Annotated in this window: 23 protein-coding genes; 15 read left to right on the plus strand and 8 right to left on the minus strand. The window is 65.2% G+C overall.

What is annotated here, in order from left to right; genetic code table 11:
* Window positions 1-15: 15 nt before the first annotated feature.
* On the plus strand, window positions 16-921 hold the full coding sequence (gene argB / locus AC0MAZ_RS02890) for an acetylglutamate kinase (RefSeq protein WP_028689938.1): 906 nt from the start codon (window positions 16-18) through the stop codon (window positions 919-921).
* Window positions 922-1,100: 179 nt separating this feature from the next.
* Here argB and pyrE read toward each other — a convergent pair whose 3' ends face one another.
* Window positions 1,101-1,742, minus strand: a complete 642-nt coding sequence (pyrE, locus tag AC0MAZ_RS02895) for an orotate phosphoribosyltransferase (protein WP_011536401.1) — start codon at window positions 1,740-1,742, stop codon at window positions 1,101-1,103.
* Between the two features lie 80 nt (window positions 1,743-1,822).
* Between pyrE and AC0MAZ_RS02900 the strand changes: the two genes are divergently transcribed.
* The gene (locus tag AC0MAZ_RS02900) at window positions 1,823-2,602 is read left to right on the plus strand and encodes an exodeoxyribonuclease III (protein ID WP_203649402.1); all 780 of its coding nucleotides are present in this window, start codon (window positions 1,823-1,825) and stop codon (window positions 2,600-2,602) included.
* Window positions 2,603-2,663: 61 nt separating this feature from the next.
* Here AC0MAZ_RS02900 and rph read toward each other — a convergent pair whose 3' ends face one another.
* A complete protein-coding gene (gene rph, locus AC0MAZ_RS02905; RefSeq protein WP_009681991.1) occupies window positions 2,664-3,386 on the minus strand; it encodes a ribonuclease PH in 723 nt (240 codons plus the stop codon).
* Window positions 3,387-3,610: 224 nt separating this feature from the next.
* Here rph and AC0MAZ_RS02910 point away from each other — a divergent pair, with 224 nt between their 5' ends.
* Together AC0MAZ_RS02910 and gmk are read left to right on the plus strand one after the other, a co-directional pair.
* The gene (locus AC0MAZ_RS02910) at window positions 3,611-4,474 is read left to right on the plus strand and encodes a YicC/YloC family endoribonuclease (RefSeq protein ID WP_186712300.1); all 864 of its coding nucleotides are present in this window, start codon (window positions 3,611-3,613) and stop codon (window positions 4,472-4,474) included.
* Between the two features lie 13 nt (window positions 4,475-4,487).
* A complete protein-coding gene (gmk, locus tag AC0MAZ_RS02915) occupies window positions 4,488-5,108 on the plus strand; it encodes a guanylate kinase (protein ID WP_475860113.1) in 621 nt (206 codons plus the stop codon).
* Between the two features lie 134 nt (window positions 5,109-5,242).
* On the opposite strand, the gene AC0MAZ_RS02920 is transcribed toward gmk, so the two are convergent.
* From AC0MAZ_RS02920 to AC0MAZ_RS02930, 3 genes are all read right to left on the minus strand, one after another.
* On the minus strand, window positions 5,243-6,784 hold the full coding sequence (locus tag AC0MAZ_RS02920; protein WP_475860114.1) for an APC family permease: 1,542 nt from the start codon (window positions 6,782-6,784) through the stop codon (window positions 5,243-5,245).
* Window positions 6,785-6,896: 112 nt separating this feature from the next.
* Window positions 6,897-7,670 carry a gamma-glutamyl-gamma-aminobutyrate hydrolase family protein gene (locus AC0MAZ_RS02925; protein ID WP_203649389.1) on the minus strand — a complete coding sequence of 258 codons (774 nt, stop codon included), beginning with the start codon at window positions 7,668-7,670 and terminating at the stop codon, window positions 6,897-6,899.
* 4 nt (window positions 7,671-7,674) lie between these two features.
* On the minus strand, window positions 7,675-9,057 hold the full coding sequence (locus AC0MAZ_RS02930) for a glutamine synthetase family protein (RefSeq protein ID WP_203649387.1): 1,383 nt from the start codon (window positions 9,055-9,057) through the stop codon (window positions 7,675-7,677).
* A 208-nt stretch (window positions 9,058-9,265) separates the two neighbouring features.
* On the opposite strand from AC0MAZ_RS02930, the gene AC0MAZ_RS02935 reads away from it, so the two are divergent.
* From AC0MAZ_RS02935 to AC0MAZ_RS02955, 5 genes are all read left to right on the plus strand, one after another.
* Window positions 9,266-10,141, plus strand: a complete 876-nt coding sequence (locus tag AC0MAZ_RS02935; RefSeq protein WP_203649385.1) for a LysR family transcriptional regulator — start codon at window positions 9,266-9,268, stop codon at window positions 10,139-10,141.
* Window positions 10,142-10,419: 278 nt separating this feature from the next.
* Window positions 10,420-10,683, plus strand: coding sequence for a DNA-directed RNA polymerase subunit omega (gene rpoZ / locus AC0MAZ_RS02940; protein WP_008091595.1), 264 nt, complete (start codon window positions 10,420-10,422; stop codon window positions 10,681-10,683).
* Between the two features lie 59 nt (window positions 10,684-10,742).
* Window positions 10,743-12,851 (plus strand): bifunctional GTP diphosphokinase/guanosine-3',5'-bis pyrophosphate 3'-pyrophosphohydrolase, encoded by a 2,109-nt coding sequence (gene spoT, locus AC0MAZ_RS02945; protein WP_028689950.1) that lies wholly within the window; start codon window positions 10,743-10,745, stop codon window positions 12,849-12,851.
* Between the two features lie 23 nt (window positions 12,852-12,874).
* Window positions 12,875-13,255: a RidA family protein gene (locus tag AC0MAZ_RS02950; RefSeq protein WP_028689951.1), complete on the plus strand. Its 381-nt coding sequence runs from the start codon at window positions 12,875-12,877 to the stop codon at window positions 13,253-13,255.
* Between the two features lie 59 nt (window positions 13,256-13,314).
* Window positions 13,315-14,040, plus strand: coding sequence for a hypothetical protein (locus AC0MAZ_RS02955; RefSeq protein WP_475860115.1), 726 nt, complete (start codon window positions 13,315-13,317; stop codon window positions 14,038-14,040).
* Window positions 14,041-14,196: 156 nt separating this feature from the next.
* Here AC0MAZ_RS02955 and AC0MAZ_RS02960 read toward each other — a convergent pair whose 3' ends face one another.
* Window positions 14,197-15,054 carry an SDR family oxidoreductase gene (locus AC0MAZ_RS02960; RefSeq protein ID WP_475860117.1) on the minus strand — a complete coding sequence of 286 codons (858 nt, stop codon included), beginning with the start codon at window positions 15,052-15,054 and terminating at the stop codon, window positions 14,197-14,199.
* Window positions 15,055-15,246: 192 nt separating this feature from the next.
* Here AC0MAZ_RS02960 and exbB point away from each other — a divergent pair, with 192 nt between their 5' ends.
* The 6 genes from exbB (at window position 15,247) to AC0MAZ_RS02990 (ending at window position 21,987) form a co-directional block, all read left to right on the plus strand.
* Complete coding sequence (exbB, locus tag AC0MAZ_RS02965; RefSeq protein ID WP_203649378.1) at window positions 15,247-16,233, plus strand: tonB-system energizer ExbB; 987 nt, start codon at window positions 15,247-15,249, stop codon at window positions 16,231-16,233.
* A gap of 3 nt (window positions 16,234-16,236) precedes the next feature.
* On the plus strand, window positions 16,237-16,665 hold the full coding sequence (gene exbD, locus AC0MAZ_RS02970; protein ID WP_023632733.1) for a TonB system transport protein ExbD: 429 nt from the start codon (window positions 16,237-16,239) through the stop codon (window positions 16,663-16,665).
* The gene (locus tag AC0MAZ_RS02975; protein WP_028689955.1) at window positions 16,662-17,396 is read left to right on the plus strand and encodes an energy transducer TonB; all 735 of its coding nucleotides are present in this window, start codon (window positions 16,662-16,664) and stop codon (window positions 17,394-17,396) included. Before exbD ends, AC0MAZ_RS02975 begins: the two co-directional genes overlap by 4 nt.
* Window positions 17,397-17,490: 94 nt before the next feature.
* The gene (locus AC0MAZ_RS02980) at window positions 17,491-18,417 is read left to right on the plus strand and encodes a hydrogen peroxide-inducible genes activator (protein WP_028689956.1); all 927 of its coding nucleotides are present in this window, start codon (window positions 17,491-17,493) and stop codon (window positions 18,415-18,417) included.
* Between the two features lie 4 nt (window positions 18,418-18,421).
* Entirely contained in the window at window positions 18,422-20,500 is a 2,079-nt protein-coding gene (recG, locus tag AC0MAZ_RS02985) for an ATP-dependent DNA helicase RecG (protein WP_203649376.1), read from the plus strand.
* Between the two features lie 77 nt (window positions 20,501-20,577).
* The gene (locus AC0MAZ_RS02990; RefSeq protein ID WP_475860120.1) at window positions 20,578-21,987 is read left to right on the plus strand and encodes an HDOD domain-containing protein; all 1,410 of its coding nucleotides are present in this window, start codon (window positions 20,578-20,580) and stop codon (window positions 21,985-21,987) included.
* A gap of 146 nt (window positions 21,988-22,133) precedes the next feature.
* On the opposite strand, the gene AC0MAZ_RS02995 is transcribed toward AC0MAZ_RS02990, so the two are convergent.
* Both AC0MAZ_RS02995 and AC0MAZ_RS03000 read right to left on the minus strand, forming a co-directional pair.
* Window positions 22,134-22,508: a hypothetical protein gene (locus tag AC0MAZ_RS02995; RefSeq protein ID WP_050707542.1), complete on the minus strand. Its 375-nt coding sequence runs from the start codon at window positions 22,506-22,508 to the stop codon at window positions 22,134-22,136.
* A gap of 134 nt (window positions 22,509-22,642) precedes the next feature.
* Window positions 22,643-22,939, minus strand: coding sequence for an HU family DNA-binding protein (locus AC0MAZ_RS03000; RefSeq protein WP_027917040.1), 297 nt, complete (start codon window positions 22,937-22,939; stop codon window positions 22,643-22,645).
* Window positions 22,940-22,991 lie beyond the last annotated feature (52 nt).

Consider the following 22,991-nt stretch of genomic DNA (forward strand, 5'->3'; position numbering starts at 1 on the left):
TACCTGGAGCCCTGCATGACCCTCGATCGCGATGCCGCTTCCCATGTAGCCGAGGTTTTGTCCGAAGCACTGCCTTACATCCGCCGCTTCGTCGGCAAGACCCTGGTGATCAAGTACGGCGGCAACGCGATGGAGAGCGAGGAGCTCAAGACCGGCTTCGCCCGTGACATCGTGCTGATGAAGGCCGTGGGCATCAACCCGGTGGTGGTGCACGGCGGCGGGCCGCAAATCGGCGACCTGCTCAAGCGCCTGTCGATCGACAGCCACTTCATCGACGGCATGCGCGTCACCGACGCGGCGACCATGGACGTGGTGGAAATGGTCCTGGGCGGCCAGGTGAACAAGGACATCGTCAACCTGATCAACCGCCACGGCGGCAGCGCCATCGGCCTGACCGGCAAGGACGCGGAGCTGATCCGCGCCAAGAAGCTGACCGTCACCCGTCAGACCCCGGAGATGACCACCCCGGAAATCATCGACATCGGCCATGTCGGCGAGGTCGTGAGCGTCAACACCGACCTGCTGAACATGCTGGTCAAAGGCGACTTCATTCCAGTGATCGCTCCGATAGGCGTGGGCGCCAACGGCGAGTCGTACAACATCAACGCCGACCTGGTGGCCGGCAAGGTGGCCGAGGCACTGAAAGCCGAGAAGCTGATGCTGCTGACCAACATCGCCGGCCTGATGGACAAGCAGGGCGAGGTCCTCACCGGCCTGACCACCGAGCAGGTCAACGAGCTGATCGCCGACGGCACCATCTACGGCGGCATGCTGCCTAAGATCAAATGCGCGCTGGACGCCGTCCAGGGCGGCGTCAACAGCTCGCACATCATCGACGGTCGCGTGCCGAATGCGGTGCTGCTGGAGATCTTCACCGACAGCGGCGTGGGCACCCTGATCACCAACCGCAAGCCACGCTGAGTGATCGGTTAGCCTGTTCTGGCCTCTTCGCGGGTAAACCCGCTCCCACAGGGATAGCACCGCCTTTGAGGGCTGTGGCGATCCTGTGGGAGCGGGTTCACCCGCGAAAGGGCCGGAACAGGCGACAAAAAAAAGGCGACCTTCACAAGAAGGTCGCCTTTTTCATTTCCAGGCCAGGATCAGATCCCGTACTGCGCCCGATACGCCTCTACAGCCGGCAGGTGCTGCTTGAGCTGCGGATCGTCAGCCAGGAACTCCAGCACCTGGGTCAGCGAAACGATGCTGACCACCGGGATACCGAAGTCGCGTTCCACTTCCTGGATCGCCGACAGCTCGCCATTGCCACGCTCTTCGCGGTTCAGCGCGATCAGCACGCCAGCGGCCTTGGCCTGCTGGGCGTTGATGATCTGCATGACCTCGCGGATGGCGGTACCGGCAGTGATCACGTCGTCGATGATCAGCACGTCACCGGCCAGCGGGGCGCCGACCAGGCTGCCGCCCTCGCCGTGATCCTTGGCCTCTTTGCGGTTGAAGCACCACGGCACGTCGAGCTGGTGCTGTTCGGCCAGGGCCACGGCAGTGGCCGCCGCCAGGGGAATGCCCTTGTAGGCCGGGCCGAACAGCACGTCGAAGGGGATCTTGCTGTCGACGATGGCCGCCGCGTAGCAACGCCCCAGCTGGGCCAGCGCGGAACCTGTGTTGAACAGGCCGGCATTGAAGAAGTACGGGCTGGTACGCCCCGATTTCAGAGTGAACTCACCGAAGCGCAGAACGCCGCGATCGATGGCAAAACGGATGAAGTCGCGCTGATACGGCTGCATGAAAGGTCCCGGACACCACGGATTTAGCTAAATGTGTTGAGCTCGGGTATCATACACGCACGAGATTTTTGGGGCCATTTATGCGGATCATCAGTGTGAACGTAAATGGCATTCAGGCTGCGGCCGAGCGTGGATTGCTCAGCTGGCTGCAAGCCCAGAATGCCGACGTCATCTGCCTTCAGGATACCCGCGCCTCGGCCTTTGAACTCGACGACCCAGCTTTCCAGCTCGATGGCTATTTCCTTTACGCCTGCGACGCGGAGGTGCCCACCCAAGGTGGCGTGGCACTGTACTCGCGCATGCAGCCCAAGGCAGTCATCACCGGCCTGGGCTTCGAGACAGCCGACCGCTACGGGCGTTATCTGCAAGCAGATTTCGACAAAGTCAGTATTGCCAGCCTGCTGCTGCCTTCGGGCATGAACGGCGACGAAGACTTGAACCAGAAGTTCAAGTTGATGGACGACTTCGCCAAGTACCTGGACAAGCAGCGTCGCAAGCGTCGCGAATACATCTACTGCGGCTCGTTCTACGTGGCGCAGCAGAAGCTCGACATCAAGAACTGGCGCGACAGCCAGCAGTCGGTCGGCTTCCTGCCGCCGGAACGCGCCTGGATGGACGCCATCGTCGGCGACATGGGCTATGTCGACGCCCTGCGCGAAGTCAGCCGTGAAGGCGACCAGTACAGCTGGTGGCCGGACAACGAGCAGGCCGAGATGCTCAACCTGGGTTACCGGTTCGACTACCAGATCCTCACCCCAGGCCTGCGCCGCTTCGTGCGCAACGCCCGTCTGCCGCGCCAGCCGCGCTTCTCCCAGCATGCGCCGCTGATCGTGGACTACGACTGGACGCTGACCATCTGAGTGCTGTCCAGACACGAAAAAGCCGACATTGATGTCGGCTTTTTCGTGTCTACAGGAACAGTCAGTCAGCCAATGCGGCCTGCTGCAGTTCGAAGATCTCGGTCATGCCCTTCTGCGCCAGCGCCAGCATGGCGTTGAAGTCTTCAGGCTGGAACGGCGCGCCTTCGGCGGTGCCCTGCACTTCGATGAAGCCACCGGCGCTGGTCATGACCACGTTCAGGTCGGTCTCGGCGGCGGAGTCCTCGAGGTAGTCGAGGTCGAGCACGGCCTCGCCCTGGTACATGCCCACCGACACTGCGGCGATCATGTGCTTGAGCGGGTTGCCGCCCTTGAGGCCGCCACGCTTCTTGATCACCGCCAGGGCGTCGCACAGGGCGACCATGGCGCCGGTGATCGAGGCGGTACGGGTACCGCCGTCGGCCTGGATCACGTCGCAGTCGACGTACAGGGTGATGTCGCCGAGCTTGCTCATGTCCAGCGCGGCGCGCAGGGAGCGGCCGATCAGGCGCTGGATTTCGAGGGTGCGGCCACCTTGCTTGCCGCGGCTGGCCTCACGCTGGTTACGCTCGCCGGTCGAACGCGGCAGCATGCCGTATTCGGCGGTGAGCCAGCCTTGGCCCTGACCTTTGAGGAAGCGGGGAACACCATTCTCGACGCTGACCGTGCAGATGACCTTGGTGTCACCGAACTCGACCAGTACCGATCCCTCGGCGTGCTTGGTGTAGTTGCGGGTAATGCGGATCGAGCGGAGCTGATCGGCGGCGCGACCACTTGGACGTTTCATCTGGGATACCTGTACCGGGACTTTGAATCTGCCGAGCATTATAGAGCCCGCCGCCCGCCGAAGGCACGCCTGTCGTCGTACCCGCGCAGCCTGTCGCCTTTTCCGACAGGCCAGAAGAGGGTCGGTAGCATGGGTGGATTGGGCGCCCGGGCCGCACTGCGCTACAATCCTGCGCCTTGCAGCCGACAGGCTCCCCGTTCACCTGAATACGCGAGGTACTCCCCATGGTGCATAGCATGACCGCTTTTGCTCGTGTCGAGCGCGCTGGCAGCCAAGGCACCCTGGTCTGGGAGCTGCGCTCGGTCAACCACCGCTATCTCGAACCCCACCTGCGCCTGCCCGAAGCGCTGCGCGACCTCGAAGGCGCGGTACGCGAGGGCCTGCGCCAGGGCCTGTCCCGCGGCAAGGTCGAGTGCACCTTGCGCCTGAGCGAGGACAACGCCGGCAAGCCGTTGCAGGTCGACCGCGAGCGCGCCGCGCAGCTGGTGGCCGCCGCCGAGACCGTCGCCGGCCTGATCAAGCAGCCAGCGCCGCTCAACCCGCTGGAAGTGCTGGCCTGGCCAGGCGTGCTGGTGGCCGACGCCAGCGACCCGCAGGCGCTCAATGCCGAAGCCATCGCCCTGTTCGACGAGGCGCTGGCCGAACTCAAGGCGGGCCGTGAGCGCGAAGGCGCCGAGCTGGCCCGGCTGATCAACGAACGCCTGGACAGCATGGCCGGCGAAGTCGCCACCCTGCGCACCCTGGTGCCGCAGATGCTGGCCGCGCAACGGCAGAAGGTCCTCGATCGCTTCGGCGACATGAAGGCCGAGCTCGATCCGCAGCGCCTGGAGCAGGAAATGGTCCTGCTGGCGCAGAAGAGCGATGTCGCCGAGGAGCTGGACCGCCTCAGCACCCACGTCACCGAGGTGCGCCGGGTGCTCAAGTCCGGCGGCGCCGCCGGCCGGCGCCTGGACTTCCTGATGCAGGAGCTCAACCGCGAAGCCAACACCCTCGGTTCCAAGGCCTTCGACCCGCGCAGCACGCAGGCGGCGGTCAACCTGAAGGTGCTGATCGAACAGATGCGTGAACAAGTACAGAATATCGAGTAAGGCCACCCCCACCATGAACCACAGCAGCGGCACCCTCTACATCGTTTCGGCCCCGTCCGGCGCCGGCAAGACCAGCCTGGTCACGGCCCTGATCAAGGACGACACCAACGTGCGCGTCTCGGTCTCCCACACCACCCGCGCCATGCGTCCGGGCGAGGAGCACGGGGTGAACTACCACTTCGTCGTCCACGAGGAGTTCAAGGCATTGATCGCCCAGGGCGACTTCCTCGAGCACGCCGAAGTGTTCGGCAACTTCTACGGCACGTCGCGCAGCGCGTTGCAGGAAACTCTCGACCAGGGCTTCGACCTGATCCTGGAAATCGACTGGCAAGGCGCCAAGCAGGTGCGCAAGCTGATGCCCGAGGCGCGTTCGATCTTCATCCTGCCGCCAAGCCAGGAGGCCTTGCGTCAACGGTTGGATGGCCGTGGGCAGGACAGCGAGGAGATCATCGCCGGGCGTATGAAGGAAGCGGTCAGCGAGATGGTGCACTACGACGAGTATGAGTACGTCATCATCAATGACGACTTCGGCGTGGCGCTGGAAGAAATGAAGTCGGTGTTCGCCTCGAATCGCCTGTTGCTGAAGAAACAGCAGGCGCGGCATGGTGAGTTGCTCAAGCAGCTGATCGGCTGAAGACCGCCGGGGCCTCTGCGAGGCCCTATCGCGACACAAGGCCGCTCCTACAGGTACGGTGCAGAGTCTGAAACTGCGCTGTACCTGTAGGAGCGGCCTTGTGTCGCGAAAGGGGCGCAAAGCGCCCCCATGCGTTAGTCCTGCAGCTGAATGGTCGCCTGCTGACGCAGGGTAGCCCCCAGGAAATACGCCGGCGCCCGCAGCCGCGACAGCATCATCAGCACGATCCCCAGTGCCGAGATGATCGCCGCAATCACGAACACCAGCCCCAGCCCGCCCACATGCGAGCCGCTGCCGAAGTCCGGCGAAGCGCTGTCGATCGCCGTGCGCATGAAGATCACCGACAGGATCACCCCACCCACCAGCGGGCAGACGCCGCGCATGAAGAAGTGGCGCACGCTGTCGAACAGGCTGCGGCGGAAGTACCACACGCAGGCGAACGCGGTCAGCGAGTAGTAGAAACAGATCATCATGCCCAGCGCGGTGATGGTGTCGGCCAGCACGTTCTCGCTCAGGGTACGCATGGTCACGTAGAACAGGCCCGCGGCAATACCGGCGCAGATGGTTGCGTAACGTGGCGTCTGCGAACGCGGGCAGACCGTGGCGAAGCGCTGCGGCACGGCGCCGTAGTAACCCATGGCGAGCAAGGTGCGCGCCGGCGAGACGAAGGTCGACTGCAGCGAGGCGGCGGTGCTGGCCAGCACGGCGATGGACATCAGGATCGCCAGCGGCCCCATGACCGGGCCGGCCAGGTGGGCGAACACGTTCTCCTGGATGCGCGGATTGCCCAGGCCCAGGCCATCCTCGCTGATCCCGGCGAACTGCAGGGTGGCGATGGCGGTGAGCAGGTACAGGCCGAGAATCAGCAGCACGGTCCAGGTGGCGGCCTTGCCGGGCACTTCTTCACTGCCGACCGACTCTTCGCTGACGGTCAGGCACACGTCCCAACCCCAGAAGATGAAGATCGACAACGACAGGCCCGCCGCGAACGCCGAGAACGACTCGACGCCGAACGGGTTGAACCAGGCAAGATCGAATGCCAGCGGCGGCGGCGCGGTGGTCTCGCCGAAGGCGGCGAAGGCGAAGCCGATCAGCACCAGCAGTTGCAAGGCCACCAGGCCGTACTGCACGGTCATGGTGGTGGCCATGCCGCGACAGCAGATCCACACCGCCAGGGCAATGAACACGCAACAGGTGGTGACGTTGACCAACAGGTTGTCCGCCAGTGCCGCCAGCTCCTGGTTGCCGGTGATCTGGGCCAGGAACAGGTAGAAGAAGTCCACCGCCACGCCCGCCAGGTTGGACAGCACGATGGTGGTGGCGACCACCAGCCCCCAGCCGCCGATCCAGCCGATCATCGGGCCAAAAGCCCGGGCCGACCAGGTGAAGGAGGTGCCGCTGTCGGGCTCTGCCGAGTTCAGCTCGCGGTAACCCAGGGCCACCAGCAGCATCGGCAGGAAGCCGACGATGAACACCGCCGGCAGGTGGGCGCCGACTTCGCGCACGGTCGGGCCGAGCGCGCCGGTCAGGGTGTAGACCGGGGCGATGGTGGAAATGCCCAGCACGACGCTGGCCAGCAGGCCGAGGCGGCCCTTGGCCAGGCCCTTGCCGCGCTGGGTGTTGCCCGAGTCGGACGCCACGTCGGGTGGGCGTCCGGCTTCTGTGTAATCGCTCATGAGTATTTGCCGTAACTATTGGAATTGTTGTCACAGACCCGCCGTAGAGGGCCCGCTTCCACTCATTGAAAGCTCGCTTTGGGGGTGAGTCATCCGAGACTTTCGGGTGACGTCAGAATCGCTCCTGGCGCGCACCCTCCCGTGCAGCATGGGCAATGCAGGCCTCGCGGAACGCCTCGAACAGGCGCAGCGAAACCGGGTTTTCGGCGAAACGCCATTCAGGGTGCCACTGCACGCCGACAACAAAGCCCGGCGCATCAGGCATCGACACCGCTTCGATCAGGCCATCCGGGGCCCGTGCTTCGACACGCAGGCCCGGGGCCAGACGGTCGATGCCCTGACTGTGCAGCGAGTTGACCTCGAACCGCGCAGCCAGGCCCAGGCGCTCGAACACCCCACCCGGCTCGATGCCGACAGGGTGACGAGGGCCGTATTGCACCTCCAGGGGTGCGTCCTCAGGTTCACGGTGGTCCAGGTAGCCGGGCAATTCCTGCACCCGCTGGTGCAGGCTGCCGCCAAGGGCCACGTTCAGTTCCTGGAAGCCACGGCAGATGCACAACACCGGCACACCGGCGGCAATGGCCGCCTGCAGCAGCGGCAAGGTCAGGCGGTCACGTGCAAGATCGTGCCGGGTACCTTCCGCGCTGGGGGCGCCATTGTAATGATGCGGCTCGACATTTGAAGGCGAACCGGTAAAAAGAATGCCATCGAGCCGGGCCAGCAGCGCCTGGGTGTCGCTGCCGCCATCACGCGCCGGCAGGATCAGCGGCAGCCCGGCAAAGCCTGCGGCCTCGACATACTTGTCGCCCACCGTGTGCGACGAGTTCTTCCCCACCTGCTGGCGGCAGGCGCTGACACCGATCAAGGGGACCGCAATTGCGCTCATGGGCTTACACCGTGTGCAGGTACCAGTTGTACTCGAGGTCGGAGATCGACACTTCGAATTCGGCCAGCTCGCTCTCCTTGCAGGCCACGAAGATGTCGATGTAGTCCGGGCTGATGTATTGGTTGAGGACTTCACTGTCGTCCAGCGCGCGCAGGGCGTCGCGCAGGTTGTTCGGCAGGCTCTGTTCCAGCTGTTCGTACGAGTTGCCCTCGATCGGCGCGTCCGGCTCGACCTTGTTGGTCAAGCCGTGATGGATGCCAGCGAGGATCGCCGCGAGCATCAGGTACGGGTTGGCGTCGGCGCCGGCCACGCGGTGCTCGATGCGCACGTTCTCGCTGCTGTCGGTCGGCACGCGGACCGCCACGGTGCGGTTGTCCAGGCCCCAGCTCGGTGCGTTGGGCACGTAGAACTGGGCGCCGAAGCGGCGGTAGGAGTTGATGTTCGGGCACAGGAAGGCCATCGACGCCGGCATGGTCTCCAATACGCCGCCGATGGCGTGGCGCAGGGTGTCGCTCTGCAGCGGGTCGTCGTTGGCAAAGATGTTCTTGCCGGTCTTCTTGTCCAGCAGCGAGATGTGCACATGCAGGCCGTTGCCCGCCTGGCCCGGATAGGGCTTGGCCATGAAGGTGGAGTCCATCTCATGGTCGTAGGCGACGTTCTTGATCAGGCGCTTGAGCAGGATCGCGTAGTCGCAGGCCTTCATCGGGTCGGCGACGTGGTGCAGGTTGACCTCGAACTGCGCCGGGGCGCTTTCCTTGACGATGGCGTCGGCAGGCAGGCCTTGCTCCTTGGCCGCTTCGAGCATGTCCTGCAGGCAGTCGGCGTATTCGTCGAGGTCGTCGATCAGGTACACCTGGGTCGACTGCGGGCGCTTGCCCGAGATCGGCGAGCGCGGCGGCTGCGGACGGCCGTTGAGGTTGTCCTGGTCGATCAGGTAGAACTCCAGTTCGAACGCGGCGCAGATATCCAGGCCCAGGTCGTCGAACTTGCTCACCACCTGGCGCAGCACCTCGCGCGGGTCGGCGAAGAACGGCGCGCCGTCCAGTTCGTGCATGGTCATCAGCAACTGCGCGGTCGGGCGCTTCTGCCATGGCTCGTCGCAGAGCGTGCCGGGAATCGGGAAACAGATACGGTCGGCGTCGCCTATATCCAGGCCCAGGCCCGTGCTTTCGACGGTCGAGCCGTTGATGTCCAGGGCGAAGAGCGAGGCTGGCAGGTTGATGCCCTTCTCGTACACCTTGTGCAGGCTGGCGCGCTCGATGCGCTTGCCGCGCACCACCCCGTTCATGTCGGAGATCAGCAGGTCGACGTACTGGGTATCCGGATGGGCATCCAGGAACTCATTCATCTCGCGGGAAGAACTGGCGCACGGGGAGACCGACGTCATGGCTGTACATCCTTCGATTTGGAGCGGCGATGTGGGGAACTGCGGATGACGCCTTGGCAGGCGACGATGGTGCTGCTGTTGTTCTTTTAACTGGCCCATCGTGGGGGGCTTGTTGCCAACCGGCTGCATTGATTCCCGGGGGCCGTTCCACTATAAAATGGCCTCAACGCAACAGACATTGGCATTTTGGCAAGCAGAGCGTGCACCGATGCAATATCAGATCAACCATGCAGACCTCTCACTGGTCCTGGCGCTGGAGCGCGGCCGCTCCCTGGCCAAGGCCGCCGAACTGCTCAAGGTCGACGTTTCCACGGTCTTCCGCTCGATCCGCCGGCTGGAATCGGCGCTGGGTACCGCGCTGTTCGTCAAGAGCCGCAAGGGCTACCTGCCCACCGATACCGCCCAGGCCCTGGCCGAGCAGGCCGAGCGCGCCGAACAGGCGCTGGACGCGGCGCGCATCGCCCTGACCAGCGGTGAGCAGGTGGTCAGCGGCACCGTGCGCCTGACCTGCACCGAGGCGGTGCTGCACAGCCTGCTGCTGCCGGCGCTGGCCGAGTTCATGCCCAACTACCCGGCGCTGTCGCTGGAAATGGGCACCTCCAATACCTTCGCCAACCTCAGTCGCCGCGATGCCGACATCGCCCTGCGCCTGACCAACACCCCGCCGGAACACCTGGTGGGCCGCTGCCTGGGCTCGACCTCCTACGTGGTCTGCGGCCTGCCGGTACTGCGCGAGCGCCTGCAGGAGTCCGCCGCCAACGTGCCATGGATCGCCCCCGACGATTCCATGCAGGACCACGCCACGGTGGTCTGGCGTAACCAGCATCACCCGGGGCTGATCCCGCGCTACCAGTGCAGCGGCATGTCGACCATCGCCCAACTGGTGACCACCGGCCTGGGCGTCGCGGCACTGCCCGACTACATGGTCCACGACCTGCCCGGCGTCGAGGCGCTGAGCGGCCCGCTGCCCGGCTGCGACACCCAGTTGTGGCTGCTGACCCGACCCGATTGCCGCGCCCTGCGCTCGGTGCAGACGCTGTTCGAGGAGCTGACTCCGCGCCTGCGCGACGCAATGTTGCGTTAACGCGTCAGGGGCGGTTGTGTCGGCGATGGACGGCACGCTATTGTCGGGCATCGGCGGTTGGCTCCAGTTGTCTGGATCGGCCCTATCGCGGGGCAAGCCCGCTCCCACGTTGCCCGTTTCGGGAACACATTCGTGGGAGCGGGCTTGCCCCGCGATAGAAGCGCCACAGGCACACCCGACAAAACAGCCCTTCCCTATTGGCTGGTGATTTTTTAAACTATCGAGTCCGCCTGCCCATTCTGGGCGCACGCCTACCGCATTTGCTACTGAGGAAGACCATGGCCCGCGTAACTGTTGAAGACTGCCTGGAACACGTGGATAACCGCTTTGAGCTGGTCATGCTCTCGACCAAGCGCGCCCGCCAGCTGGCTACCGGCGGCAAAGAGCCACGCGTTGCGTGGGAAAACGACAAGCCGACCGTCGTCGCCCTGCGTGAAATCGCCGAAGGCATCGTCACGCCAGAGTTCATCGCCGCCGAAGAGATCGTCACCGAGGATCCGGTATTCGCCGCGTTCGAGGACGAGAACAACGAGGCCGTCTGATTGATGCCCAGTCGACACCGTGCGGCGCAAGGCCCTCTTCTTCAGCAAGAGGTGAAACCATGCCGGGTATAGAAGCCCTCGCCGAACGGCTGTCGACTTACCTGGGCCCCGAACAGGTCAACCTGGTTCGCCGGGCCTACTTCTACGCCGAGCAGGCCCACGATGGCCAGCGCCGCCGCAGCGGCGAGCCCTACGTGACCCACCCGCTGGCGGTCGCCAGCATCCTCGCCGACATGCACATGGACCATCAGAGCCTGATGGCGGCCATGCTGCACGACGTGATCGAAGACACCGGCATCGCCAAGGAAGCCTTGAGCCAGCAATTCGGCGAGACCGTCGCCGAGCTGGTCGACGGGGTCAGCAAGCTGACCCAGATGAACTTCGAGACCAAGGCCGAGGCGCAGGCCGAGAACTTCCAGAAGATGGCCATGGCCATGGCCCGCGATATCCGCGTGATCCTGGTCAAGCTGGCCGACCGCCTGCACAACATGCGCACCCTGGAAGTACTGTCCGGCGAAAAACGCCGGCGCATCGCCAAGGAAACCCTCGAAATCTACGCCCCCATCGCCAACCGCCTGGGGATGCACACCGTGCGCGTCGAGTTCGAGGACCTCGGCTTCAAGGCCATGCACCCGATGCGTTCGTCGCTGATCCACCGGGCGGTCAAGAGCGCGCGAGGCAACCGCAAGGAAATCGTCGCCAAGATCGAGACCTCGCTGGCCAACTGCCTGGCCGCCGACGGCATCCAGGGCGAGGTCAGCGGCCGGCAGAAACACCTCTATGGCATCTACAAGAAGATGCGCGGCAAGCGCCGCGCCTTCACCGAGATCATGGACGTGTACGCCTTCCGCATCATCGTCGACAAGGTCGACACCTGCTACCGCGTGCTCGGCGCCGTGCACAACCTGTACAAGCCGCTGCCGGGTCGGTTCAAGGACTACATCGCGATCCCCAAGGCCAACGGCTACCAGTCGTTGCACACCACGCTGTTCGGCATGCACGGCGTGCCCATCGAGATCCAGATCCGCACCCGCGAAATGGAAGAGATGGCCAACAACGGCATCGCCGCGCACTGGCTGTACAAGTCCAACGAGGAAGAGCAGCCCAAGGGCAGCCACGCCCGCGCCCGTCAGTGGGTCAAGGGCATCCTCGAGCTGCAGCAGCGTGCCGGCAACTCGCTGGAATTCATCGAGAGCGTGAAGATCGACCTGTTCCCGGACGAGGTCTATGTCTTCACCCCCAAAGGCCGGATCATGGAGCTGCCCAAGGGCTCCACCGCCGTCGACTTCGCCTACGCGGTGCACACCGACGTTGGCAACAGCTGCATCGCCTGCCGCATCAACCGCCGCCTGGCGCCGCTGTCCGAGCCACTGCAGAGCGGCTCCACCGTCGAGATCGTCAGCGCACCGGGCGCCCGGCCAAACCCGGCCTGGCTCAACTTCGTGGTCACCGGCAAGGCACGCACGCACATCCGCCACGCCCTCAAGCAGCAGCGTCGCTCCGAGTCCATCAGCCTTGGCGAGCGCCTGCTGAACAAGGTGCTGACCGGCTTCGACAGCAGCCTGGAGAAGATCCCCCAGGAACGCATCCAGTCGATCCTCGCCGAGTACCGCCTGGAACTGCTCGAGGACCTGCTCGAGGACATCGGCCTGGGCAACCGCATGGCCTACGTGGTCGCCCGCCGCCTGTTGTCCGCCGAAGGCGAGCAGCTGCCGGCGCCGGAAGGCCCGCTGGCGATCCGCGGCACCGAGGGTCTGGTGCTCAGCTACGCCAAGTGCTGCACCCCGATCCCGGGCGACCCTATCGTCGGCCATCTGTCGGCCGGCAAGGGCATGGTCGTGCACCTGGAAGACTGCCGCAACATCAGTGAAGTCCGCCACAACCCGGAGAAGTGCCTGCAGCTCTCCTGGGCCAAGGACATCACCGGCGAGTTCAACGTCGAGCTGCGCGTCGAGCTGGAGCACCAGCGCGGCCTGATCGCGCTGCTGGCCAGCAGCGTCAACGCCGCCGACGGCAACATCGAGAAAATCAGCATGGACGAACGCGACGGCCGTATCAGCGTGGTCCAACTGGTGGTCAGCGTGCACGACCGCGTGCACCTGGCCCGTGTGATCAAGAAGCTGCGCACCTTGACCGGCGTGGTCCGCATCACCCGGATGCGTGCGTAGTCCGCCAACCGCAAGGAGTCATCATGAGCAAGACCGTCATCACCAGCGACAAGGCCCCTGCCGCCATCGGCACCTACTCGCAAGCGATCAAGGCTGGCAACACCGTGTACATGTCGGGCCAGATCCCGCTCGATCCAAAGACCATGGAACTGGTCGAAGGCTTCGAAGCCCAGACCGTCCAGGTGTTCGAGAACCTGAAGTCGGTGGCCGAAGCCGCTGGCGGCTCGTTCAAGGACATCGTCAAGCTGAACATCTTCCTCACCGACCTGAGCCACTTCGCCAAGGTCAACGAAATCATGGGCCGTTACTTCGAACAGCCTTACCCAGCCCGCGCCGCCATCGGCGTAGCCGCGCTGCCGAAGGGTGCCCAGGTCGAAATGGACGCCATCCTGGTCCTCGAGTAATACCCCCGGTGACGGGCGCCACGCCCGTCACCACCCTCTCCTGCCCCAAGGTTTCCCCCATGCGCCACGCATTGCCTCTCGCGCTGGCAGCCCTGCTCCTGGGCGGCTGCGCCAGCCACAAACCCGAAGACTTCAACGGCACCTGGATCAACCAGGCCGCCATCGACGCCGCCCGCAAAGGCACCAGCCTGCGCCAGGCCCTCGACGCCCAGGGCCCGGTGTTCGAATGGAAGATCGACGTCAAGAACCAGCAGGCCAGCTTCAGCAATGGCTTCGAGGCGGCCGACGGGCGTCTGAGCGCCAACGAGAAAGACTGGCAGGTCAGCTTCGAAGGTGGCCTGATCGAACAGCTCAAGCTCGACGGCGACGAGTTGCTGGCGATCGACCCGTCCGGTCACCAGCAAACCTTCGTGCGCAGCGAAGGCCCACAGAACACGCCGCTGGGCGGCAGCTTCGAGAAGGCGCTGTACCAGCAATACCTGGGCGGCGACTGGAAGATCGTCGAAGGCCAGGGCAAGGGCGCCGTGGTGCACTTCAGCGACACCGGCAACGTCACCGGCCTGCCCGGCCCCGACCGCTTCGCCCTGTGTCTGGCGGGCGACTGCGCGACCATGGGCGATGGCAACGACAGCCTGTGGCTGGAGCGCAACCAGCGCGGCGCGCCGTGGATCTTCAAGCGCGACGGCGACACCCTGGAGATCTTCCAGGCGGTGAACCGCGCCCAGCCGGATGAAATGCCGCAACTGACCGCCGGTGCGCGGCAGTGGGTGCTGGAAAAGGACTGAAGCGCGCACGCCCTCTGTAGGAGCGGCCTTGCGCCGCGAAAGGGCTGCGAAGCAGCCCCAGGATTCAAGAGGCGCCGCATGGATTGCTGGGGCTGCTTCGCAGCCCTTTCGCGGCACAAGGCCGCTCCTACAAGGGGGCGCATCAAGCCTTGAAGGTTAGTTTCTTCCCTCGAGAATGGCCGCATACCCCTCTTTGTAGCTCGGGTACTGCGGCACCCACCCCAACGCCCGCGCCCGCGCATTGCTGCAACGCTTGCTGCCGGTACGCCGCACCCGCTGCTCATCCGACCACTGGGTAACGCCCAGGTACTCGCGCAGCCAGGCCACCACCTCGGCCAGCGGCGCCGGATTGTCATCGACACCGATATAGCAGTCGTCCAGCGCAACGCCCCGGGCATCGGCGCGCAGCAGGTGCGCCATCAGGCCGGCGGCATCCTCGGCATGGATACGGTTGCCGTACAACGGTGGCTCCTCGGCCACGCGGTAACCCTGGCGCACCTGGCTCAGCAACCACTCACGCCCCGGGCCATAGATGCCGGTCAGGCGCAGGATCGTCGCGGGAATGCCGCTGTCCAGCGCCAGCCGCTCGGCCTCGAGCATCACCTTGCCGGAATAGCCCTCGGGCTGCGTGGCTGCCGCTTCGGCAATCCATTCACCGTCCTGCTGCGCATACACGCTGCTACTGGACACGAACACCAGGCGTCGTGGCCGCTGCCCTTTCGCCGCCAGCCATCCCAGCACATGGCGCAGACCTTCGACATAGGCCGCCTGGTAGCCGGCTTCATCGTGCTGGCTGGCCGCCACGCAATACACCAGGTAATCAGGCCCCTGCTCAGGCCAGGCGCTCGGTATCTGCGGCTCGGCCAGATCGGCGGCGATCGGCCGAACCCCTTCGGGCAGCTGATCGACCGAACGGCGCAAGCCGCTGACCTGCCAGCCTTGAGCAAGCAGTTGGCGGGCCAGGCGGCTGCCCACATCACCGCAACCCACGATCAAAGCTGAAACGTCTGACATACCAAACCTCCTAATGCGAAAGGCACAGGCTATCGGGTTAGCGCGATAAACGGCTATACCAAGGTCAAAAAAAGCAACAGTATTACTTTTGTTAACAAGAATTACTTGCAATAATGGCGGCCCTGTCTGTTCTCGGCCTGCTTCGAGGCCTTGAAGAACTCAACCCATTTCTCTTCATCAGGTCCGGCCAGCATGACACGTACTCAACCTTCCGCTTCGCCAACCCCGTCGCGCGCCTGGCGCGCCATTGCCGCGCTGATGTTCAGCCTGGTACTGGCCCCGGCAGCCATGGCCGATGAGCCTGTCGCCGCTACCCCGGCAGCCGCCGCTGCCACCGCCCCGGCCACGCCAGCTGCCGAAGGCCAGGCACCGGTTGCCGCGCCGATCGCCGCGCCTGCTGACGCAAATGCTCCGGTGGAAGGCCAGGCACCAGCCGACGAGAACGTGCAGGCGATGGTCGAAGACACCTCGCTGGGCATGGCCCACGACCTGTCACCATGGGGCATGTACAAGAACGCCGACGTGGTGGTGAAGGCCGTGATGATCGGCCTGGCCATCGCCTCGATCATCACCTGGACCATCTGGATCGCCAAGGGCTTCGAGCTGATGGGCGCCAAGCGCCGCCTGCGTGGCGAGATCGCCGCCCTGAAGCGCTCGGTGAGCCTGAAAGAGGCCAGCGAGGTGTCGAACAAGGAAGGCACCCTGGCCCACACCCTGGTGCATGACGCCCTCGAAGAGATGCGCCTGTCGGCCAACGCCCGCGAAAAGGAAGGCATCAAGGAACGCGTCAGCTTCCGCCTGGAGCGCCTGGTGGCCGCCAGCGGCCGGACCATGAGCAGCGGCACCGGCGTGCTGGCCACCATCGGTTCTACCGCGCCGTTCGTCGGCCTGTTTGGCACCGTGTGGGGCATCATGAACAGCTTCATCGGCATCGCCAAGACCCAGACCACCAACCTCGCCGTGGTCGCCCCAGGCATCGCCGAAGCCCTGCTGGCCACCGCCCTGGGCCTGGTCGCCGCGATCCCGGCCGTGGTCATCTACAACGTCTTCGCCCGCTCCATCGCCGGCTACAAGGCACAGGTGTCCGACGCCTCCGCCCAGGTCCTGCTGCTGGTCAGCCGCGATCTGGACCACCAGGGCAGCGAGCGCGCCGCCCCGCACATGGTGAAAGTGGGGTAAGCCATGGGCCTGCATCTCAACGAAGGTGGCGATGACCTCGCCGAGAACCACGAAATCAACGTCACGCCGTTCATCGACGTGATGCTGGTGCTGCTGATCATCTTCATGGTCGCGGCGCCCCTGGCCACGGTCGACATCAAGGTCGACCTGCCCGCCTCGACCGCGAAGCCCGCGCCGAGGCCCGAGAAGCCGGTGTTCGTCAGCGTCAAGGCCGACAAGAAGCTCTACCTCGGCGACGACGAGGTGGCCCAGCGCGACCAGCTTGGCGCCATGCTCGACGCCAAGACCAAGGGCGACAAGGAAACCACCATCTTCTTCCAGGCTGACAAGGGCGTCGACTACGGCGACCTGATGGAAGTGATGAACACCATGCGCGCCGCCGGCTACCTCAAGGTCGGCCTGGTCGGACTCGAGACGGCAGCCAAGAAATGACGAAAACGCGCTCAAACATGGCGCGCTACGGTGGCAGCCTGGCGATCGTGCTGGGTGTGCACGCAGTCGCCGTGCTGCTGACGCTCAACTGGTCGGTGCCCCAGGCCCTCGAGTTGCCGCCGGCAGCGATGATGGTCGAGCTGGCACCGCTGCCCGAGCCCGCGCCGCCGCCACCGCCCAAGGCCGCCCCGAAACCGCCGACGCCGGTCGAGGAACCGCCACTGCCGAAGCTGGCAGAGGCACCGAAGCCGAAGATCGCCATTCCCAAGCCGCCCAAGCCCAAGGCCAAGCCACAGCCGCCCAAGCCCGAGAAGAAGCTTGAGCCGCCGAAGGACGAACCACCGGCCAAGGACGACGTCGCGGACACGCCGCCGAGCAACACGCCACCGCAGAAGTCGGCGGCGCCACAGCCGAGCATCGCGTCCAACAGCAATGCCCTGCCAAGCTGGCAGAGCGATCTGCTGCGTCACCTGGCCAAGTACAAGAAGTACCCCGAGGACGCTCGCCGTCGCGGACTGCAGGGCATCAACCGCCTGCGCTTCGTGGTCGACGCCGAAGGCAAGGTGGTCTCGTACGCGCTGGCCGGCGGTTCCGGCAGCGCGGCGCTGGACCGGGCCACGCTGGAGATGATCCGCCGTGCCGGCACGGTGCCCAAGCCTCCGGCGGAGTTGCTGAACAATGGCACGATCGAAGTCGTCGCGCCGTTCGTCTACTCGCTGGACCGACGCTGACGTTTTTGTTTCTGTCACAAAACGGCAAGTCTGATAACGTGCGTCTATCGATTGCAGCCGCTATGCTGGGGCCGCAACTTCATGGACGCACGTTATGACCCTCACCGAACTTCGCTACATCGTCACCCTCGCGCAAGAGCAGCACTTCGGCCACGCGGCCGAGCGTTGCCACGTCAGCCAGCCGACCCTGTCGGTGGGCGTGAAGAAGCTCGAGGACGAACTCGGCGTGCTGATCTTCGAGCGCAGCAAGAGCGCGGTGCGCCTCACGCCGGTCGGCGAGAGCATCGTCGCCCAGGCGCAGAAGGTACTGGAGCAGGCCCAAGGTATCCGCGAGCTGGCCCAGGCCGGCAAGAACCAGCTGACCGCGCCACTCAAGGTCGGCGCCATCTACACCGTCGGCCCCTATCTGTTCCCGCACCTGATCCCGCAGCTGCACCGCGTGGCGCCGCAGATGCCGTTGTACATCGAAGAGAACTTCACCCACGTGCTGCGCGAAAAGCTGCGCAACGGCGAACTGGACGCGGTGATCATCGCCCTGCCGTTCAACGAGGCCGACGTGCTGACCCTGCCGCTGTACGACGAGCCGTTCTGCGCGTTGATGCCAGCCGACCACCCGTGGACCGCCAAGGACACCATCGACACCGCCATGCTCAACGACAAGAGCCTGTTGCTGCTCGGCGAGGGCCACTGCTTCCGCGACCAGGTGCTCGAGGCCTGCCCGACGCTGAACAAGGGCGGCGAGGGTTCCAAGCACACCACGGTCGAGTCCAGCTCGCTGGAAACCATCCGCCACATGGTCGCCTCGGGCCTGGGCGTGTCGATCCTGCCGCTGTCGGCGGTGCACAGCCATCATTACGCGCCGGGCGTCATCGAAGTCCGTCCGCTGACCGCGCCCGCACCGTTCCGTACCGTGGCCATCGCCTGGCGCGCCAGCTTCCCGCGGCCGAAGGCCATCGAGATCCTCGCCGACTCGATCCGCCTCTGCTCGGTGGCCAAGCCGCCGGTGGAACAACCGGCCTGAACCCATGACCGAGCTGTCGAACGTCCCGGTCACCACGCTCAAGGGCGTAGGCGACGCCATGGCGGAAAAACTCGCCAAGGTCGGTCTGGAGAACCTGCAGGACCTGCTGTTCCACCTGCCGCTGCGCTACCAGGACCGCACCCGCGTGGTGCCCATCGGCCAGTTGCGTCCAGGCCAGGACGCGGTCATCGAGGGCGTGGTCAGCGGGGCCGACGTGACCATGGGCAAGCGCCGCAGCCTGGTGGTGCGCCTGGGCGACGGCAGCGGCACGCTGAGCCTGCGCTTCTACCATTTCAGCAATGCGCAGAAGGAGGGCCTCAAGCGTGGCACCCACCTGCGCTGCTATGGTGAAGCCCGCCCCGGCGCCTCGGGGCTGGAGATCTACCACCCGGAATACCGGGCGCTGAACGGCGACGAAGCACCGCCGCCGGTCGAACAGACGCTGACACCGATCTACCCGACCACCGAAGGCCTGACCCAGCAGCGCCTGCGCCTGCTGTGCCAGCAGAGCCTCGGCCTGCTCGGCCCGCGCAGCCTGCCCGACTGGCTGCCCGACGAACTGGCCCGCGACTACCAGTTGGCGCCGCTCAGCGACGCCATCCGCTACCTGCACAACCCGCCGGCAGACGCCGACCTCGAGGAACTCGCCGAGGGCCATCACTGGGCCCAGCATCGCCTGGCCTTCGAGGAACTGCTGACCCACCAGCTCTCGCAGCAACGCCTGCGCGAGAGCCAGCGCAGCCTGCGGGCGCCGGTGCTGCCCAAGGCCAGCCGCCTGCCGGCGCAGTACCTGGCCAACCTCGGTTTCAGCCCGACCGGCGCCCAGCAGCGGGTCGGCAACGAAATTGCCTACGATCTCAGCCAGCACGAGCCGATGATGCGCCTGGTGCAAGGCGACGTAGGCGCCGGCAAGACAGTGGTCGCCGCGCTGGCCGCCCTGCAGGCTCTGGAAGCGGGTTACCAGGTCGCCCTGATGGCGCCCACCGAGATCCTCGCCGAACAGCACTACATCACCTTCAAGCGCTGGCTCGAACCGCTGGGCATCGAGGTCGCCTGGCTGGCCGGCAAGCTCAAGGGCAAGGCCCGCGCCAGCGCCCTGGAGCAGATCGCCAATGGCGCGCCCATGGTGGTCGGCACCCACGCGCTGTTCCAGGACGAGGTGCAGTTCAAGCACCTGGCCCTGGCGATCATCGACGAACAGCACCGCTTCGGCGTGCAGCAGCGCCTGGCCCTGCGCAAGAAGGGCGTCATGGGCCAGCTGTGCCCGCACCAGCTGATCATGACCGCCACGCCGATCCCGCGCACCCTGGCCATGAGCGCCTATGCCGACCTCGACACCTCGGTCCTCGACGAGCTGCCGCCCGGACGTACCCCGGTGAACACCGTGCTGGTCGCCGACAGCCGCCGCTTCGAGGTGGTCGAGCGGGTCCGCGCCGCCTGTGCCGAAGGCCGCCAGGCCTACTGGGTGTGCACCCTGATCGAAGAGTCCGAAGAGCTGACCTGCCAGGCCGCCGAGAGCACCTTCGAAGAGCTGGGCAGCGCCCTGGGCGAGCTGCGCGTGGGCCTGATCCACGGGCGCATGAAGCCTGCGGAAAAGGCCGCGGTGATGGCCGAGTTCAAGGCCGGCGACCTGCAACTGCTGGTGGCCACCACGGTGATCGAGGTCGGCGTCGACGTGCCCAATGCCAGCCTGATGATCATCGAGAACCCCGAGCGCCTGGGCCTGGCCCAGCTGCACCAGCTGCGTGGCCGGGTCGGCCGGGGCAGCGCGGTGAGCCACTGCGTGCTGCTCTACCACCCGCCGCTGTCGCAGATCGGCCGCGAGCGCCTGGGCATCATGCGGGAAACCAACGACGGATTCGTCATAGCAGAGAAGGACCTGGAGTTGCGTGGCCCCGGCGAGATGCTCGGGACCCGCCAGACCGGCCTGCTACAGTTCAAGGTCGCCGACCTGATGCGCGACGCCGACCTGCTGCCGGCCGTACGCGACGCCGCCCAGGCCCTGCTGGCACGCTGGCCCGACCACGTCAGCCCGTTGCTCGATCGCTGGCTGCGCCACGGTCAACAATATGGCCAGGTGTGACGCCCGTCCCATAATGGATCCAGCTTGTCGGACAGGCTGGTTATACTTCGCGTTTACAGAATGATTGGATACAGGCCATGACTGAAGTTGCCCTGGATACCGCAACCCTACACGCACCGTCTGTCATCCGGCTGTTGCTCGACAAGCTCGGCGTCAGCTTCCGCGAGGTGCCCGAACACCCGGAGCTGCCGGCCGCCTCGCGGGTGCAGGCCGTGCTGCTCGATGACGAGATCGGTGCCTTGATGGTGCTGTTCCCGCAAAGCCAGTTGCTGGACCTCAAGCGCCTCGAAGAACTGACCGGCCGCAAGCTCAAGGCCGTGCCGCTGGAGCGCCTGAAGCAGATGCTCGACAAGCATCACCTCAAGGCCCTGCCGGCCATTCCCGCCCTGACCAGCTCGCCGTGCCAGTACGAAAAGAGCCTGCTCGACAACGAGACGCTGCTGATCCAGTCCGGCGAAGCCGGCCTGCTCCTGGAAATCGGCAAGACGGCGTTCAAGGAGATGCTGCGCAAGGCCAGCGCCAGCACCTTCGGCCAGCAGATCAGCGATATTCGCCTGAGTTTCGATCAGTTGGACGGCCCTCCCAGGGAAGTCATCCGCGCCGTCCAGGCCTTCACCGCCCGCCGCATCCAGCAACGCCTGGAACAGACCATCGAGATTCCGCCGCTGGCCGACACCGCGCAGAAGATCATCAAGCTGCGCGTCGACCCCAATGCCAGCATCGACGACATCACCGGCGTGGTGGAGACCGACCCGGCCCTGGCCGCGCAGGTGGTCAGCTGGGCTGCCTCCCCGTACTACGCCTCGCCCGGCAAGATTCGCTCGGTGGAGGACGCCATCGTCCGCGTGCTGGGCTTCGACCTGGTGATCAACCTGGCCCTGGGCCTGGCGCTGGGCAAGACCCTGAGCCTGCCCAAGGACCACCCGCAACAGGCCACGCCGTACTGGCAGCAGTCGATCTACACCGCCGCGGTGATCGAGGGCCTGACCCGTGCCATGCCGCGCGCCGAGCGCCCGGAAGCGGGCCTGACCTACCTGGCCGGCCTGCTGCACAACTTCGGTTACCTGCTGCTGGCCCACGTCTTCCCGCCGCATTTCTCGCTGATCTGCCGTCACCTGGAGGTCAACCCGCACCTGTGCCACAGCTATGTGGAACAGCACCTGTTGGGGATCAGCCGTGAACAGATCGGGGCCTGGCTGATGAAGCTGTGGGACATGCCCGATGAGCTGTCAACGGCCCTGCGTTTCCAGCACGATCCGGCGTACGCCGGCGATTATGCGGCGTTCCCCAACCTGGTGTGCCTGGCGACGCGCCTGCTGCGCGCCCGGGGAATCGGCTCGGGGCCGAAGGACGAGATCCCGGATGCCCTGCTCGAGCGCCTGGGGCTGACCCGGGACAAGGCCGAAGAGGTGGTGAACAAGGTGCTGGAGGCCGAGGCCCTGCTGCGCGAGCTGGCGTCGCAGTTCCACGCGCCGCACTCGCATTAAGATCACTCTGTAGGAGCGGCCTTGCGCCGCGAAAGGGGCGCGAAGCGGCCCCAGCAATTTCAATAATGGCGCAGACCAGCTGGGGCTGCTACGCAGCCCATTCGCGGCACAAGGCCGCTCCTACAGAGAAGCCCTGCGCCTGGGGCTCAGGCCTTCTTCTTCGGCTTCAGGTACTTCATCAAGCCCTGGAACCAGATCACCAGCGCCGGATTGCCCTTGATCTGGATGTTCTTCTCCTGAATCCCCTGCATGAACGCCAGCTGCTTGTTACCGGCCTGCAGCGTGGCGAATCCGTAAGCGGCGTCCTTGAAGGCGATGGCGAAGGCCGGCTGCGGGTGCAGGCCGCCCTTGCTGCTGATGCGCAGGTCCTTGACGATGAAGTGCCGGGCGACCTTGCCGTCGAGCGTCTGCATCTGGAAGACCAGGTCCTTGTCCTGCAACTGCTGCTGGAACGCCGGGTTGTTGCGGCTGGCTTTGGCCATCAGCAGACCCATGGCCCAGAGAAGAAAGCGAAACTTCATCGACACGCCTCGAATGAAAAGTGACTGAGTCGCGCAGTTTATCCGTTTCTCGCCCTGTTTATGCAAGTTCGCCGCATTTGCTTACCAGAAACGCAACGGGCGCCTCCAGGCGCCCGTCGGGTGAAACTGTTCGATCACTTTTTCTTGGCAGGTTTGGCCGGGACGTTGACGCTGTCACGCAGGTTCTTGCCTGGTTTGAAAGCGACGGTATTGCTGGCCTTGATCTTCACCGGCTGGCCGGTCTGCGGGTTCTTGCCGGTGCGGGCGCCACGGTGGCGTTTTTCGAAGGTGCCGAAACCGACCAGGGTGACGGTGTCCTTGTCGAGCGCGCCGGTGATGCTGTCGAGAATCGCGTTGAGGACCTGGTTGGCCTTTTCCTTGGTCAGATCGGCCTTTTCGGCGATGACGGCGGCGAGTTCTGGTTTACGCATAGTGAAGCCTCTTTGACGGGATTTCTTGTTGTTATGCCGTGCTGCCGAAGGG

Source organism: Pseudomonas sp. A (assembly GCF_056270345.1).